Genomic DNA, 15,901 nt, shown 5'->3' on the forward strand with positions numbered 1-15,901 from the left:
GGATCAGGCTCCACCGCCGATGGTCTCGGTCTCGACCTGGTCGATGGACGGGCGGTCGTAGGCAGAGATGGTCTTGCGGCCGTATTCGAGGGCGACCTGCGGGATGGCGCCGTTCATGTAGGCGATCAGCGTGGAGCGCACGATGACGAAGACGCGGATGTTCTTCTCGCGCACCGACTTCACCTTGGTGGCGACCGGGCCGACCACGCCATAGGAGAAGAAGATGCCGGCGAAGGTGCCGACGAGGGCCGCGCCGATCAGGTGACCGAGCACTTCCGGCGACTGGTCGAGCGCGCCCATGGCCTTGATGACGCCGAGAACGGCGGCGACGATGCCCAGTGCCGGCAGGCCGTCGGCCATGTCCTGGAGCGCGTGCTTGGGCTTGAGCCGGTCCGAGGAGATCGTCTGGATCTCTTCTTCCATCAGCGCCTCGATCTCGTGCGGACGCGCGTTGCCGATGATGATGAGGCGGCAATAGTCGCAGATGAAGTGGACGAGCGACTCGTCCTTCATCAACTCCGGATAGGCCTGGAAGATCGGCGACTCCTTCGGCTCGTCGATATGCGCCTCGACCTCGCCGCGCGACTTGGAGCGCATCTCGCGCATCAGCTGATGCAGGAGTGCCAGCACCTTCAGATAGTCGTTCTGCGTGGGCACCTTGTTGGCGAAGGCTTCCTTGACCGCCTTGCCGGTGTCCTTGACCACCTTGGTGGGGTTGGCGACCAGGAAGGTTCCGATCGAGGACCCGAGAATGATGACGTACTCGAACGGCTGCACGAGAACGCCGAGATGGCCACCCATGGCGACGAAGCCGCCGAGAAGGCAGCTCAAGGTGACGATCAGTCCGACTACAATGCCCATGCGGCCCCCGAATGCGAATGTTGCAGACCACCGGTAGGAAGTACCGCTTGTGCGAGCCTTGCCCCCGCACCAATCCGGCGGCGCTGGCGGCCGGATCGGGCTGGAACGGCGCGTGGCGACAGGCTGGCGCAAGGGTGAGCCCGGATTTTCACGGCATACATTCTTCTACCGGAGGCCCGTATGCCGGCCGCAACCAACCGATCGACCCTCAAACGCCGCGATATGACCGGCGCCATCGTCAGCATGGCCGGACGGGCCCGCATCGAGCGCGTTCTTGACCGGTCGACCCTGTCCGCCGGTTCGGCCGCCATTTCCGGTCTCCTCCAAGACAGTCGGGATATCTGACGATGGAAACTGCTCTTCCAGTCGCCCTGTCGGCGCAGCTCGCCATGTCGAAGCGACTCGACACCATTGCCCACAACGTCGCCAATTCGCGCACGACGGGCTTTCGCGCCGAGGAGATCAAATTCGAGGAGCTGATTTCGCTCAGCGCGCCCGAGCCGGTCTCCTTCGCCTCCGAGGGCACCACCTATTTCTCCACCCGCTCCGGCGAGATGACCCAGACCGGCAATCCGCTGGACATGGCCGTGGACGGCGACGCCTTCTTCGCCTTCCAGGGGCCGAACGGGCCGGTCTACACCCGCGACGGTCGCATGCGGATCAATGCCCAGGGCATGGTCGAGACGATCAGCGGCTATCCGCTCGTCGATGTCGGCGGCGCGCCGCTGCAGGTCGATCCGAATGCTGGCCCGGTGACCATCACCCGCGACGGCATGATCACCCAGAACGGCGCCCAGGGGGGCGCCGTCGGCCTGTTCCAGCTGCCGGCCGGCGCCAAGCTGACGCGCTTCGAGAATTCCGGCCTGATCCCGGATCGCGCCGCCGTGCCGATCGTGGAATTCGCCGATGTCGGCGTGATTCAGGGTTTCCAGGAAGGCTCGAACGTCAATCCGATGCTCGAGATCAGCCGGCTGATCTCGCTGCAGCGCGCCTTCGAGAACGCGTCCAACCTCGTGCAGAGCTCGGAGCGCACGCTGGATGACGCGGTCAAGACGCTTGGGACGAACTCGTGACGGCTGCGCCGACCTCCGGTTCCGGCCAGACCCGGCTCGACGATCATTGCCTGTCGATCACCGGCCACATCATCGACGTCTCGCCGCAGGCCTTCCGCGTCGCGGGCCTGTCGCCCTTCGTGCGGCTGGGCGACCGCATTGCCTGCCCGGGCGATGATGGCGACGCCATCGGCGAAGTGGTGCGCATCGAGCAGGGCAGCCTGACCGTCAAACCCTTCGCCAACCGCTTCGTGCGCGGCGTCAAGGCGCAGGCCCGTCAGATCGGGCCCTTCATGGTCTCGCCCTCGCGCAGCTGGAAAGGCCGCGTTCTCGACGCCTTCGGCCGGCCGACCGACGGCAAGGGGCCGGTAACCGAAGGCGACGATCCGCGCCGCGCCGACGCGCCGCCGCTTCCCGCCATGCAGCGTGGCCGCACCGGCAAGCCGGTCGCCACGGGCGTGCGCGCCCTCGACATCTTCACGCCGCTGGTCCGCGGCCAGCGCATCGGCATCTTCGCCGGCTCCGGCGTCGGCAAGTCGACGCTGATGAGCATGCTGGCCCGCGCCAAGGGCTTCGACACCGTGGTGGTCGCCCTCGTCGGCGAGCGTGGCCGCGAAGTGCGCGAATTCCTCGAAGAGACCATGGCCGGCAATCTGTCCAAGGTCGTGACCATCGTCGCCACCGGCGACGAGAGCCCGATGATGCGGCGCCTGGCGCCGCGCACCGCCACCAGCGTCGCCGAATATTTCCGCGACCGGGGCGACAGCGTCCTCTTGATCGTCGACAGCGTCACCCGCCTCGCCCATGCCGCCCGCGACGTGGCCCTTGCCGCCGGCGAGCCGCCGGTTGCGCGCGGCTATCCGCCGAGCGTCTTCTCAGAACTGCCGCAGCTCCTGGAGCGCGCCGGACCGGGGCTCGAAGGCTCCGGCTCGATCACCGGCATCTTCTCGGTGCTGGTCGATGGCGACGATCACAACGATCCCATCGCCGACGCCATCCGCGGCACGCTGGATGGCCATATCGTGCTGGACCGCGCGATTGCCGAACAAGGCCGGTTCCCGGCGGTGGACGTCCTGAAATCCATCTCGCGCCTTGCCGACCGGGCCTGGAACCCGCAGGAGCGCGAGCTCGTCAGCCGCCTGCGCAGCATGATCTCGCGCTACGAGGACACGCGCGATCTGCGTCTTCTCGGCGGCTATCAGCGGGGCAGCGACCAGACGCTCGACCAGGCCGTCGATCTGGTGCCGCATGTCTACGAGCATCTCGTCCAGCATCCGGAGGAAGGGCCCTGCAAGCAGCCCTTCGAGGATCTGAGCGCGCGGCTGAAGAAGAGCTTCCAGCCTCCCGCTCCCGTCGTCCCCGCGGGTCCGGGCAAGCCCGCCGTCGGCTGATCGGCCCGCTTCTGTGACATTCAGCCATAGCTGAACGATTTGCCTGCGTTCAGTCTTGATTGAACGGCCCGGCGCACGTATCTGCGCCGGATGAACATCGTCCTCGATCCCCAGTCCGTCCCGGCCGACGACGGCAGCGCCGTGCGCGCGCATTTCGTCGACCGCATGGGCCATCATCTCGAAGTGGAAGGCCTGCCGCGGATCGCGGGCCGTCTGTTCGGCTATCTTATCCTTGCGCCCGAACCGGTGAGCTTCGGCGCGCTGGCCGAGACGCTCGGCGTCAGCCGCGGTTCGATCTCGACCAATGCCCGGCTCCTCGAGAGCAAGGGGCTGATCGAGCGGATGGCCGTGCCGGGCGAGCGCCAGGACTTCTTCCGCCTCGCCGAGCGCCCTTATGCGAACATGATGCGCGGCATCATCGCGCGGATGCAGGACATGCTCGCCACCCTTGCCGAGACCGCCGATGCCCTGCCCGGCGATGCCGCCATCGAGCGCGCCCGGCTCGACGAGGCACGCCAGTTCTTCGAAACGTCGGTCTCCGCCTTTGCCGACATCGCCGCGCGCCTCGCCGATCAGCCTGTGCCCGCGCAAACCCCGGACGACCGATGACCAGCACCGACGAAAACCGGACGCAGACACCGGCCGCCGACACCGCGCCCCCCGCCAGGGAACCGAGGTCCTATGCCGGCTGGCTGGCGACCCTCTTCGTTCTCGCCCTCGTGGCGTGGATGGGCTCGGGCTATCTCTACCCCGCCGAGGACACCGCCACGGCGCCGCAGGCGCGCCAGCAGCAGCCCTTCACCGTCGAGGCCTTCGCCTCGACCGCCAAGGCGGTGACCCAGTTCGTCGCCGCCGAGGGGCAGGTCTCGCCCGACCGCATCACCCCGGTGCGTGCCAAGGTCGGCGGCACGGTGGAAGAGGTGCTCGTCGCCAAGGGCGATTTCCTCGAGGAAGGCACACTGATCGCCCGGATCGCGCTCGACGATCGCAGCGCCCAGGTCGCCCAGGCCGAGGCCGAGCTGTCGCGCCGCCAGGGCGAGTACGACCGGGTCTCGGGCCTGGCCGATCGGGGCTATTCGACCGCCGCCGAAGTAGAGGCCGCGCAGGCCGAACTCGCCAGCGCCAAGGCGGCACTGGCAGCGATCCGGCAGACCACCGGCGATACCGAGATCCGCGCGCCGATCACCGGCGTGCTCGACGCCTTCGACCTCGATCTCGGCGAGTTTGTCGCCGCCAGCGCCGAGATCGGCCAGCAGATCGACATCGACCCCCTGACCGTGGACGTGCAGATCGCCCAGCAGAATGTCGGCAAGGTCCGGGTCGGCCAGCCGGCCGCCGTCACCTTCATCACCGGCGAGGCGCGCGAGGGCACGGTGCGCTACATCGCGGCCAATGCCGATACCGCCACCCGGACCTTCCCGGTGGAGGTTGTGGTCGAAAATCCCGACCGCGACATCCCGGCCGGCATTTCGGCGCAGGTCCGCATCCCCACCGGCGAGACGCCGGCGCATTTCATCTCCGCGGCCCTCCTGGCCCTCGGTCCGGACGGCACGCTCGGCGTCAAGGCGGTCGGCGAAGACGACGTCGTCAGCTTCCACCCGATCGAACTGGTGCGCGCCGAGACCGACGGCATCTGGGTGAGCGGACTGCCCGAAGAGCTGCGCATCATCTCGGTTGGCCAGGGTTTTGTCGCGGCCGGCGAGACCGTGCGCGTCGTAGCGCCCGAACCGGGTAAGCCTGGCGAGCCGGAGACGGCGGCGGATCCGCAGGTGGAGCTTCCCGAACCGGCCCCCGACATCGTTGGCGAGACGGTGAGCGAACAGGAACAGGGCAACGGCAGGATCGTGGCGCAGGGCGATGCCGACGCCGACATGCCGGAGGCCGCGACCACCGAAGAGAGCACGGAGACCGCGTCGATCGCCCCGCAGACTGCCGCCGAGATCGAAACGTCGCTGGAGGCCTTGCCGGTGCGGGCGCTGCAGCAGCGACTGCAGACGCTCGGCTATTCGCCCGGCACCGTCGACGGCGTTCTCGGCGCATCGACCCGTGCGGCCATCCGCGCCTATCAGCGCGACAACGGCATGGAGGTGACCGGCGAGGTGACGCCGGCGCTGGCGGGCGCGCTGCTTCTCGACGACGCCGCGGAGACGGCCCGATGAGAGCCCTCATCGACGCCGCCTTCGACCGGTCGCGCACGGTCCTTCTGTTCCTCATCCTGGTGCTGATCGCCGGTGTCGCCGGCTATCAGGCGATCCCGAAGGAATCCTCGCCCGACATCCCGATCCCGGTGATGTATGTCAGCGCGGTGCTGGAAGGCATCTCGCCGGAGGACAGCGAGCGCCTGCTGGTGCGGCCGCTGGAGACCGAGCTGTCGTCGCTCTCAGGCCTCGACGAGATGGAAGCGCACGCCTCCGAGGGCTTCGCCTCGGTGCAGCTGAAGTTCGAGGCGGGCTTCGACGCCGACGAGGCACTGACCGACGTCAAGGACGCCGTCGACCGCGCCAAGCCGAACATGCCGGCCGAGGTCGACGAGCCGGTGGTCACCGAGGTGAACACCTCGCTGTTCCCGATCCTGACCGTCGTCCTGTCGGGGCCGATCCCCGAGCGGTCGCTGGTCAACATCGCCGGCGACCTCAAGGACGATCTGGAAGCCCTGTCGGGCGTTCTGGAGATCGACATCGGCGGCGAGCGCGAAGAGCTGATGGAGGTCCTGATCGACCCCACGGTCTTCGAGACCTACAATCTCTCCTTCGACGAGCTGGTCAGCCAGATCAGCCGCAACAACCGGCTGATCGCCGCCGGCGCGCTCGACACCGGGGCCGGACGCATCGTCCTCAAGGTGCCCGGCCTGATCGAGGACGCGCAGGACGTGCTCGACCTGCCGATCAAGGTCGACGGCTCGACGGTGCTGACCTTCAAGGACGTCGCCATCGCGCGGCGCACCTTCGAGGACCCGGAGGGCTTTGCCCGCATCGACGGCGAGCCGTCGCTGGCCTTGGAAGTGAAGAAGCGCTCCGGCGCCAACATCATCGAGACGGTGGACGCCGTGCGCGAAGTGGTCGCGCGCCAGAAGGAAGCCTGGCCCGAGACGGTGAGCGTGCGCTACCTGCAGGACGAGTCCGAGCAGGTAAAGACCATGCTCGGGGACCTGGAGAACAACGTCATCTCGGCCATCGTCCTGGTGATGATCGTCATCGTCGCGGCGCTCGGCTTCCGCACTTCTGTGCTGGTCGGCCTGTCGATCCCGGGCTCCTTCCTCGCCGGCATCGCGATCCTCTGGCTCGCCGGCTACACGATGAACATCATCGTCCTGTTCTCGCTGATCCTCGTGGTCGGCATGCTGGTCGACGGGGCCATCGTCACCACCGAGCTTGCCGACCGGCGGCTTCTGGAGGGCGCCTCCCCGCGCGACGCCTATCGCCAAGCAGCCAAGCGCATGGCCTGGCCGATCATCGCCTCGACGGTGACGACGCTGGCCGTGTTCCTGCCGCTTCTGTTCTGGAGCGGGATCGTCGGCGAATTCATGAAATTCCTGCCGATCACGGTGATGATCACCCTCGCCGCGTCTTTGTTCATGGCGCTGGTCTTCATCCCCGTCCTCGGCGGTATGATCGGCAAGGCCCAGCCGATGCCGGCGCGCCAGCGCGCGGCCATCGAGGCCGCCGAGACCGGCGACATGTCGCAGATCGGCGGCTGGACCGGCACCTATCTGCGCGTCCTGCGCAGCGCCGTGAAGGCGCCCTTCGCCACGCTCGTCATCGCCACCGTCCTGCTCGTCGGCGCCTTCTACGGCTATTCGCAGCACGGCAAGGGCGTCGAGTTCTTCCCGTCGATCGAGCCGGAATTCGCCCAGGTGCAGATCCGCGCCCGCGACAATTTCTCGATCTTCGAACGCGACGCGCTGGTGCGCCGGGTCGAGAACCGGCTGCTCGGCATGGAGGAGGTGCAGACCGTCTATGCCCGCACGCTCAGCGAGGGCGGCGCCCGCCAGGTCGGCGCCGACGTCATCGGCACCGTCCAGCTCGAGCTCGACGAGTGGGACGAGCGGCGCAAGGCGACCGCGATCTTCGACGACATCCGCGCCCGGGTCGCCGATATTCCCGGCATCACCGTCCAGGTGCAGCAGGAGCAGAACGGCCCGGCCAGCGGCAAGCCGGTCAATCTCAAGCTGCTCGGTCCGTCGCTGGAGACGCTCGCCGACGGCATCGCCACGGCGCGTGGGCTGATGGAGGAGATCGGCGGCTTCACCAACGTCACCGACACACGCCCCCTGCCCGGCGTCGAATGGCAGCTGCAGGTCAACCGCGAGGAGGCCGCGCGCTACGGCGCCGACGTCTCGCTGCTCGGCCAGGCCGTCCGGCTGCTGACCGCCGGGATCGAGGTCTCCAACTATCGGCCCGAGGATGCCGGCGGCGACGGCGAGGTGCCGATCCGTGTGCGCTTCCCAGCCGGCGACCGGACGCTGGAGCGGCTGCAGGATCTGCGGATCCCCACCGCGCAGGGGCTCGTGCCGATCCGCAACTTCGTCTCCTTCAAGCCGGCGCCCAAGGTCGGCACGATCATCCGCATCGACCAGCGCCGGGTCATGGCGGTGGAGGCGGACGTCGCCGAGGGTCTGCTGGTCAACGACCAGATCGTCGCCCTGCGGCAGGCGCTGGAGCAGGCCAGCCTGCCGCCCGGTGTCGATTTCCGCTTCGGCGGCGAGGCGGAGGACCAGGCGGAAGCGATGAGCTTCCTCGCCGGCGCCTTCGGCGCGGCGATCTTCCTGATGTTCCTGGTGCTGGTGACCCAGTTCAACTCGATCTACCAGGCCATCCTGGTGATGAGCGCCATCGTGTTCTCGACGGCCGGGGTATTCTACGGACTGCTCCTCACCGGACGGCCCTTCGGCGTGGTGATGGGCGGCATCGGCGTGATCGCGCTGGCCGGCATCGTGGTCAACAACAACATCGTCCTGATCGACACCTACAACGACCTGCGGCGCTCGGGCCAGCCGCCGCTGGAAGCGCTGTTGCGCACCGGCGCCCAGCGTCTGCGGCCGGTGTTTCTGACCTCGATCACCACCGTTCTGGGGCTGATGCCGATGGTGATCGGCGTCAATATCGACTTCATCCACCGCACCATGGCGTTCGGCGCGCCCTCGACCCAGTGGTGGACGGAACTGTCGAGCGCCATCGCCGGCGGGCTGACCTTTGCCACGGTGCTGACGCTGGTGCTGACCCCGGCCATGCTGATGCTGGGCGAATGCCTGGTCGCCTGGTTCAGGCGCAAGCGCGGCGAGGACGTGCCAAGCCCGCTCATTGGCGATCCGCTGGCCAAGCACGCGCCGGCGCCGGCAAGCGCCGCGCCCGCCCCCGCCTGACGCCGCTTCACCGGTGACGACGCCGCGCGCGGTCGATCCACGCGGCTCCCAGCATGCAGAAAGGCCGGGGACATGCCCCCGGCCTTTCGCTTGTCCGTACTGACCGGCAGGCGGTCAGTCCATCTCGGCAGCCTTGTCGGTGACGACGCTGGTCCAGGCGCCCTCGGGCTCCTTGGTGATCACCGGGTCGGAGCCGCCCGACATCAGGACGCCGACGGTGTTGTCGGCCGCCGCCGTGTCGAGCGCGCCGTCGTCACCGAGGAGCTTGGCGATCTCGCCCATCATGAAGGTCTGGTGCGCCATCGTCTGGGCACCGGTCATGTCGTTGTCGAGAACGATCTCGGCCGCCTCTTCCGGGTTTTCGGCCGCATAGGACCAGCCCTTCATCGACGCCTTCACGAAGCGGGCATAGGCATCCACCATCTCCGGCTTCTGCAGATCCTCCTCGAGGACATAGAGGCCGTCCTCGAGCGTCGCGACGCCCTGGTCGGTGTAGTTGAACACCACCAGTTCCTCGGCCGGGATGCCGGCGTCCAGAACCTGGCCGTATTCGTTGTAAGTCATGGTGGAGATGCAGTCGGCCTGCTTCTGGATCAGCGGGTCGACATTGAAGCCCTGCTTGATGACGGTGACGCCCTCGTCGCCGCCTTCGGTCGACAGGCCGAGTTGCGACATCCAGGACAGGAACGGATATTCGTTGCCCGAGAACCAGACGCCGAGGGTCTTGCCCTTGAAGTCGGCAGGCTTCTCGATGCCGGTCTCCTTGCGACAGGTCAGCATCATGCCCGAGCGCTCGAAGGGCTGGGCGATGTTGACCAGCGCGACGCCCTTTTCGCGGGCGGCCAGCGCCGACGGCATCCAGTCGACGACGATGTCGGCGCCGCCGCCGGCCAGCACCTGGACCGGGGCGATGTCGGGTCCGCCCGGCTTGATGGTGACGTCGAGATCGGCCTCCTCGTAGAAGCCCTTCTCCTTGGCGACGTAATAGCCGGCGAACTGCGCCTGGGTGACCCATTTGAGCTGCAGCGTCAGCGCATCCTGCGCCATTGCAGGCATTGCCAGACCAAGACCTGCCAACGCCACCGTGGCGCCTGCCAGTAGCTTCCTCATGCGCATTCTCCTTTGCTGCTGCGTTGCGTCGCCGCCTAGCCCTTGCGGTAGGACGGATGCCAGAAAGTCGTGATCCGCTCGATGACGGACAGAATGCCATAGGTCAGCGAACCGGCGAGCGCGGCGACCGCGATCTCGGCCCAGACCATGTCGGTGTTCATCCGGCCGATCTCGGCCGAGATGCGAAAGCCCATGCCGACGATCGGCGTGCCGAAGAACTCCGCCACGATTGCACCGATCAGGGCGAGGGTCGAGTTGATCTTCAGCGCGTTGAAGATGAAGGGCATGGCCGCCGGCAGCCGCAGCTTCAGAAGGCTCTGCCAGGGGCCCGCGGCGTAGGTGCGCATCAGGTCGCGCTCCATCGCGCCGGCCGCCGAGAGGCCGGCGACGGTGTTCACCAGCATGGGGAAGAAGGTCATCACCACGACCACGGCGGCCTTGGACGGCCAGTCGAAGCCGAACCACATCACCATGATCGGCGCGACGCCGACGATGGGCAGCGCCGAGACGAGATTGCCGACCGGCAGGAGCCCGCGCTTGAGGAAGGACGAGCGATCCACCAGCACGGCCACGGCGAAGCCGCTGGCACAGCCGATGACGTAGCCCGCCACCACCGCTTTCAGGAAGGTCTGGACGAAGTCGACCCACAGGATCGGCAGCGAGTTGGCGATCCTGACACCGATGTCGGACGGGGCAGGCAGCAGCACGATCGGCACCTGTAGCGCCCGCACCACGAACTCCCAGAGGAACAGCAGCGAGACGCCGAAGACGACCGGAATGAGCACTTGGAGCGCGACGTGCCCTGCCCGCCCCCGCGGTTCGATCGCGGCGAGACTGACGGTCAGCCGCCAGGAGGCGGCCCAGAAGGCGAGGATCGCCAGGATCAGAAGCGGGCCACGCTGGTTCACGCCGAGCAGCGCCAGAGCGGCAATTGCCGCCATCGCCGCAAGGCCGCTAGTCAGGGCGATCGCGCCGGGACCGGGGCCGGCGCCGTTCCGCGCGGCGCTCATGGCCGGGCCCCCATGCGCTTGAGCGACGCCTTTTCGCCGAGCCCGATCAGCCAGACGAGGACGCCCGCCATGATCGCGGCGGCGACGAGCGCCGACCATATCTGGATGGTCTGGCCATAATAGGAGCCGGCCAGAAGCCGCGCGCCGAGACCGGCGACCGCGCCGGTCGGCAGTTCGCCGACGATGGCGCCGACGAGAGCTGCCGCCACGGCCACCTTCATGGAGGTGAACAGGAACGGCATGGAGGCCGGCCAACGCAGCTTGACCAGGGTCTGACGGCGGGTCGCCGAATAGGTGTGCATCAGGTCGATCAACATCGCGTCGGGCGAGCGCAGCCCCTTCACCATGCCGACCGCGACCGGGAAGAAGGACAAATAGGTGGAGATGATCGCCTTGGGCAGAAGGCCGGTCACGCCGACGGAATTGAGGACGACGATCACCATCGGTGCGATGGCGAGGATCGGGATGGTCTGCGAGGCAATGATCCAGGGCATCAGGCTCTTGTCGAGCGTGCGCGAATTGAGGATGCCGACGGCCAAGAGCACGCCCAGGGCGGTGCCGATGAGAAAGCCGAGCAGCGTCGAGGAGAGCGTCACCCAGGCGTGGTAGAGCAGCGAACGCGGCGAGGACGGTTTCACCCCGACCGTGGAGTTCCAGATTTCCACGACGATCTGGTGCGGCGCCGGCAGCACCGGCCGCTCGGCGGACCAGGTGGCGGCGACCGTGTCGAGGGCGCCATAGGCCTCGCCGGCGCGCTCCAGCTTCACCGTCTCGGTCGCCCAGTTCATGCCGATCGCGGCAAAATACCAGATGGCGAGGATTGCCAGGACGACGGTCAGAACCGGCACGGTCCGCCCGTCGCGCATGCGCCGGCCGAGCCGCCGCAGCGGACCGGCATAGCCGATGGCGGCGCCCGGCTCGGCGATAGGTGTCGACGGCGGCGTCATCGGCACCGCTCAGTCATAGCCGTGCCCCGCCCGCAGCCCCTCGCGCACCCGGTGGGCGATGGCGAGGAATTCCGGTGTGTCGCGGATGTCGAGGGGACGGTCCGGGCCGAGATCGCAGTCGATGATCTCGTGAATGCGACCCGGCCGCGGGCTCATCACCACGATCCGTGTCGACAGGAACACTGCCTCGGGGATCGAATGGGTCACGAAGACGACGGTCTTCCGGGTCTTGGCCCAAAGCTTCAGCAGTTCCTCGTTGAGATGGTCGCGGACGATCTCGTCGAGCGCGCCAAAGGGTTCGTCCATCAGGAGGAGGTCCGGGTCGAAGCACAGGGCGCGGGCGATCGAGGCCCGCTGCTGCATGCCGCCGGACAATTGCCAGGGATATTTGCGGCCGAAGCCGGCAAGGCCGACCAGTTCGAGATTGGCGTCGATCCGGCGTTTTCGCTCGGCCCGGTCGAAGCCCATGATTTCCAGCGGCAGTGCGACGTTCTTCTCGATGGTGCGCCAGGGATAGAGCGCCGCGGCCTGGAAGACGTAGCCATAGGCCCGCGCCTGGCGCGCCTGGTCGGGCGTCATGCCGTTGACCGAGATCGATCCGCCGGTCGGCTGCTCCAGATCAGCGATGACCCTGAGCAGCGTGGTCTTGCCGCAGCCGGACGGCCCGATGAAGGAGACGAACTCGCCGCTGTTCACGGTGAGGTCGATGCCCTTCAACGCATGAACCGGCGTGTCGGCGGTCTCGAAGACAAGGTCGAGATTGCGGGCTTCGATGACCGGCGCTGGCGCCGCGGTAGACTGTTCCACCGATCGGGACGTGGTCTGGCTCAAACTGTCAGACCCCGCTCGCCGGAATGCCGGTGCGCTCGATCCTGCGCGGCGCGGTGAGTTCCTTCCAGGTCGACAGCGCCTTGGCCGCGGGCGCGCTCGCGGGACGTTCGACGAAGCGGCCATTGCCCTTTTCGGCCCGCACGTCGCCCTCCTTGTAGGCGAGGCGGCCGCGCGAGAACGTCATCACCGGCAGGCCGGTCAGTTCGATGCCCTCGAAGACGTTGTATTCGATCACCGATTTCTGGGTCTTGGCCGAAATGGTCTTGGTGGCGGCCGGGTCGAAGATCACCAGATCGGCGTCGGCCCCGACGAGGATCGCGCCCTTCTTCGGATAGATGTTGAGGATCTTGGCGATGTTGGTGGAGGTGACGGCGACGAATTCGTTCATCGTCAGCCGGCCGGTGCCGACGCCCTTGGTCCACAGGACCGCCAGCCGGTCTTCGAGGCCGCCGGTGCCGTTGGGGATCTTGGTGAAATCGCCGAGCCCCATGCGCTTCTGCTCGTCGGTGAAGGCGCAATGGTCGGTCGCGACGACCTGCAGCGAGCCGGCGGCGAGGCCCGCCCAGAGCGAATCCTGGTTCTTCTTGTCGCGGAAGGGCGGCGACATCACCCGGCGGGCGGCGTGCTGCCAGTCGGGATGAAAATATTCGCTCTCGTCCAGCACCAGATGCTGGATCAGCGGCTCGCCATAGACCCGCATGCCCTTCTGGCGGGCCCGGCGGATCGCTTCGTGGGCCTGTTCGCAGGAGGTGTGGACCACGTAAAGTGGCACGCCGGCCTGATCGGCGATCATGATGGCGCGGTTGACCGCCTCGCCCTCGACCTCGGGCGGGCGCGAATAGGCGTGGCCCTCCGGCCCATTGTTGCCTTCGGCCAGCAGTTTCTGCTGCAGGAAGGCGACGACGTCGCCGTTCTCGGCATGGACCAGCGGCATGGCGCCAAGCTCGGCACAGCGGGTGAAGGACGCGAACATCTCGTCGTCATTCACCATCAGCGCGCCCTTGTAGGCCATGAAGTGCTTGAAGGTGTTGATGCCGGCCTCGACCACCTTGGGCATCTCGTCGAAATATTTCTGGCCCCACCAGGTCACGCCCATGTGGAAGGAATAGTCGGTGCGGGCCGGGCCGGCCTTCTGGAACCAGGTCTGCAGCGCGTCCAGCGGGCCCTGGTCGGGGGCCGGCAGGCAGAAATCGACGGTCATGGTGGTGCCGCCGGCCAGCGCCGCGGCCGAGCCGGAATCGAAATCGTCGGCCGAATGGGTGCCCATGAAGGGCATTTCCATATGGGTGTGCGGATCGATGCCGCCGGGCATGACGTAGGTGCCTGAGGCGTCGATCACCTCGTCGCCCGACAGGTCCGGTCCGATCGCCGCGATGGTGTCGCCGTCGATCAGGATGTCGGCCTTGTAGGTGAGATCGGCGGTAACGATCGTGCCGCCCTTGATGACGATGGTCATGGTGACTCCTGGCTGGACGATGGAAGAATGGATGGCGCAGCGCCGACGACGCCGGCCAGTTGCAGGAAGATCATCAGGGCCCGGTCGACCTCAGGCATGCGGTCCGGGTCGACACTGCCGATCGGCGTATAGACCTTTTCGCGCGGATAGGTCTGGAGCTTGTCGACCATCAGCTGCGACCGCTCCCGCAATCCGTTCGATGGCGCCGGCTCGACGGGAATGCGGATGGAGATGTCCTTGCCAAGATCGGTGGTGAAGGGAACGACCGTGACGCTGCCCAGATGTTCGGCGAAATGGTCGGCCTGCACGACAAGGGCCGGCCTAGCCTTGCCGTAGTCTCCCTTCCCCGAGACGAGCACGACATCCCCTCTTCTCATTGAGGAAGATCGTCCCACAGATCGGCGACCTCGTCCGACAGGCGATCGATCTCTCCCGACCGGCGATCCGCCGCATTGATCGCCCGGCAGTCCTTGTCCAACTGCGCCTGAAAGGCCGGATCGTTCCAGTTCGGCACCCAGACTTCCACGGGGCGATATCCGCGAGCCAGAAGATCGGCCCGTTCCGCTTCGGTCAGTTCCTTCGGCCTGCCCATGACGACCTCCTGGCGTAGCGCGATCCCGGTCCAGCCTACTCCACGATCCCCGCGGTCTCCACGACTGCGCGCATCAGGACGTTGGCGCCGGACGTCGCCCATTCCTTGGAAATCTCTTCCGCCTCGTTGTGGGACAGGCCGTCGACGCAGGGGCACATGACCATGGCGGTCGGCGCGACGCGGTTGATCCAGCAGGCGTCGTGGCCGGCCCCCGAGACGATGTTACGGTGGGAATAGCCGAGCGCCTCGGCGGCGTCGCGGATGGCCGTCACGCAGGTCTCGTCGAAGGTCACCGGATCGAAATGGCCGACCTCGTCGACGGACACGTCGATGTCGAGCGCGTCGGCGATCAGGTCGATGCCGTCCTCGATGCGCTCGCGCATCGTGTCGAGGGTCTCCTTGGAGGGCGAGCGAATGTCGACGGTGAAGACGCAACGGCCGGGAATGATGTTGCGGGAGTTCGGATGGACGTCGATCTGGCCGATCGTGCCGACGGCGTTCGGCTGGTAATCCATCGCCACCTCATGGACGAGCTCGATGACCCGCGCCATGCCGAGGCCGGCATTGCGCCGCTTGTACATCGGGGTCGAACCGGTGTGGCTCTCCTTGCCGGTCAGGGTGACCTCGAGCCAGTAGAGCCCCTGGCCGTGGGTGACGACGCCGATGTCGATCCCCTCGTCCTCCAGGATCGGCCCCTGCTCGATATGCAGTTCGAAGAACGCCTTCATCTTGCGGCTGCCCACCGGCTCGTCGCCCTGCCAGCCGATGCGTTCGAGTTCGGCGCCGAAGCTCTTGCCGGCAGCGTCCTTGCGGCCCTTGGCCCAGCTCTCTTCCAGAACGCCGGCGAAGACACCCGAGGCCAGCATGGCCGGGGCGAAGCGGGTGCCCTCCTCGTTCGTCCAGTTGGTGACGACGATCGGATGCCGAGTGCGGATGTTGAGGTCGTTGAGCGTGCGCACCAGTTCGAGCCCGGCCAGGACGCCGAGCACACCGTCATACTTGCCGCCGGTCGGCTGGGTATCGAGATGGCTGCCGACATAAACCGGCAGCGCATCGGGATCGGTGCCTTCGCGGCGAGCGAACATGTTGCCCATCGTGTCGAGCCCCATGGTCAGGCCGGCGGCCTCGCACCATGACTTGAACAGCGACCGCCCCTCGGCGTCCTCGTCGGTCAGGGTCTGGCGGTTGTTGCCTCCGGCGACGCCCGGGCCGATCTTCGCCATCTCCATCAGCGAATCCCAGAGGCGATCGCCGTCGATCTGGAGATTGGTGGCTGGGCTCATGGGGTC

15 protein-coding genes are annotated in these 15,901 nt (G+C 67.3%); 6 read left to right on the forward strand and 9 right to left on the reverse strand.

Annotated features, from left to right (window positions below; translation table 11 throughout):
• Positions 1-3: 3 nt before the first annotated feature.
• Positions 4-861 (reverse strand): flagellar motor stator protein MotA, encoded by an 858-nt coding sequence (gene motA, locus ACEQX1_RS19460; protein ID WP_024350303.1) that lies wholly within the window; start codon positions 859-861, stop codon positions 4-6.
• 180 nt (positions 862-1,041) lie between these two features.
• On the opposite strand from motA, the gene ACEQX1_RS19465 reads away from it, so the two are divergent.
• The 6 genes from ACEQX1_RS19465 (at position 1,042) to ACEQX1_RS19490 (ending at position 8,666) form a co-directional block, all read left to right on the forward strand.
• Complete coding sequence (locus ACEQX1_RS19465) at positions 1,042-1,206, forward strand: hypothetical protein (RefSeq protein WP_370192669.1); 165 nt, start codon at positions 1,042-1,044, stop codon at positions 1,204-1,206.
• Positions 1,207-1,208: 2 nt separating this feature from the next.
• A complete protein-coding gene (gene flgF, locus ACEQX1_RS19470) occupies positions 1,209-1,934 on the forward strand; it encodes a flagellar basal-body rod protein FlgF (RefSeq protein WP_370197456.1) in 726 nt (241 codons plus the stop codon).
• Positions 1,931-3,304, forward strand: a complete 1,374-nt coding sequence (gene fliI / locus ACEQX1_RS19475) for a flagellar protein export ATPase FliI (protein ID WP_370192667.1) — start codon at positions 1,931-1,933, stop codon at positions 3,302-3,304. The genes flgF and fliI overlap by 4 nt, the downstream gene beginning before the upstream one ends.
• A 90-nt stretch (positions 3,305-3,394) precedes the next feature.
• Complete coding sequence (locus ACEQX1_RS19480; RefSeq protein WP_370192666.1) at positions 3,395-3,913, forward strand: GbsR/MarR family transcriptional regulator; 519 nt, start codon at positions 3,395-3,397, stop codon at positions 3,911-3,913.
• Positions 3,910-5,463: an efflux RND transporter periplasmic adaptor subunit gene (locus tag ACEQX1_RS19485; RefSeq protein ID WP_370197458.1), complete on the forward strand. Its 1,554-nt coding sequence runs from the start codon at positions 3,910-3,912 to the stop codon at positions 5,461-5,463. The genes ACEQX1_RS19480 and ACEQX1_RS19485 overlap by 4 nt, the downstream gene beginning before the upstream one ends.
• On the forward strand, positions 5,460-8,666 hold the full coding sequence (locus ACEQX1_RS19490; protein ID WP_370197460.1) for an efflux RND transporter permease subunit: 3,207 nt from the start codon (positions 5,460-5,462) through the stop codon (positions 8,664-8,666). The genes ACEQX1_RS19485 and ACEQX1_RS19490 overlap by 4 nt, the downstream gene beginning before the upstream one ends.
• A 114-nt stretch (positions 8,667-8,780) precedes the next feature.
• Here ACEQX1_RS19490 and ACEQX1_RS19495 read toward each other — a convergent pair whose 3' ends face one another.
• The 8 genes from ACEQX1_RS19495 to ACEQX1_RS19530 all read right to left on the reverse strand — a co-directional run bounded on the left by ACEQX1_RS19495 (position 8,781) and on the right by ACEQX1_RS19530 (position 15,895).
• Positions 8,781-9,776, reverse strand: coding sequence for an ABC transporter substrate-binding protein (locus tag ACEQX1_RS19495; RefSeq protein ID WP_024350298.1), 996 nt, complete (start codon positions 9,774-9,776; stop codon positions 8,781-8,783).
• A gap of 35 nt (positions 9,777-9,811) precedes the next feature.
• Positions 9,812-10,717, reverse strand: a complete 906-nt coding sequence (locus tag ACEQX1_RS19500; protein WP_228239736.1) for an ABC transporter permease — start codon at positions 10,715-10,717, stop codon at positions 9,812-9,814.
• Between the two features lie 65 nt (positions 10,718-10,782).
• The gene (locus tag ACEQX1_RS19505) at positions 10,783-11,733 is read right to left on the reverse strand and encodes an ABC transporter permease (protein WP_370197462.1); all 951 of its coding nucleotides are present in this window, start codon (positions 11,731-11,733) and stop codon (positions 10,783-10,785) included.
• Positions 11,734-11,742: 9 nt separating this feature from the next.
• Complete coding sequence (locus ACEQX1_RS19510; RefSeq protein WP_370194113.1) at positions 11,743-12,540, reverse strand: ABC transporter ATP-binding protein; 798 nt, start codon at positions 12,538-12,540, stop codon at positions 11,743-11,745.
• A 28-nt stretch (positions 12,541-12,568) separates the two neighbouring features.
• Positions 12,569-14,020: a dihydropyrimidinase gene (hydA, locus tag ACEQX1_RS19515; protein WP_228239716.1), complete on the reverse strand. Its 1,452-nt coding sequence runs from the start codon at positions 14,018-14,020 to the stop codon at positions 12,569-12,571.
• Entirely contained in the window at positions 14,017-14,397 is a 381-nt protein-coding gene (locus ACEQX1_RS19520) for a type II toxin-antitoxin system PemK/MazF family toxin (RefSeq protein WP_370194111.1), read from the reverse strand. The genes hydA and ACEQX1_RS19520 overlap by 4 nt, the downstream gene beginning before the upstream one ends.
• A complete protein-coding gene (locus ACEQX1_RS19525) occupies positions 14,394-14,612 on the reverse strand; it encodes an antitoxin MazE-like protein (protein WP_370194110.1) in 219 nt (72 codons plus the stop codon). The genes ACEQX1_RS19520 and ACEQX1_RS19525 overlap by 4 nt, the downstream gene beginning before the upstream one ends.
• Before the next feature lie 35 nt (positions 14,613-14,647).
• Positions 14,648-15,895 (reverse strand): Zn-dependent hydrolase, encoded by a 1,248-nt coding sequence (locus tag ACEQX1_RS19530; RefSeq protein ID WP_370194109.1) that lies wholly within the window; start codon positions 15,893-15,895, stop codon positions 14,648-14,650.
• Positions 15,896-15,901 lie beyond the last annotated feature (6 nt).

The sequence above is a fragment of the Aurantimonas sp. genome (assembly GCF_964217435.1).
GTDB lineage: Bacteria > Pseudomonadota > Alphaproteobacteria > Rhizobiales > Rhizobiaceae > Aurantimonas > Aurantimonas coralicida.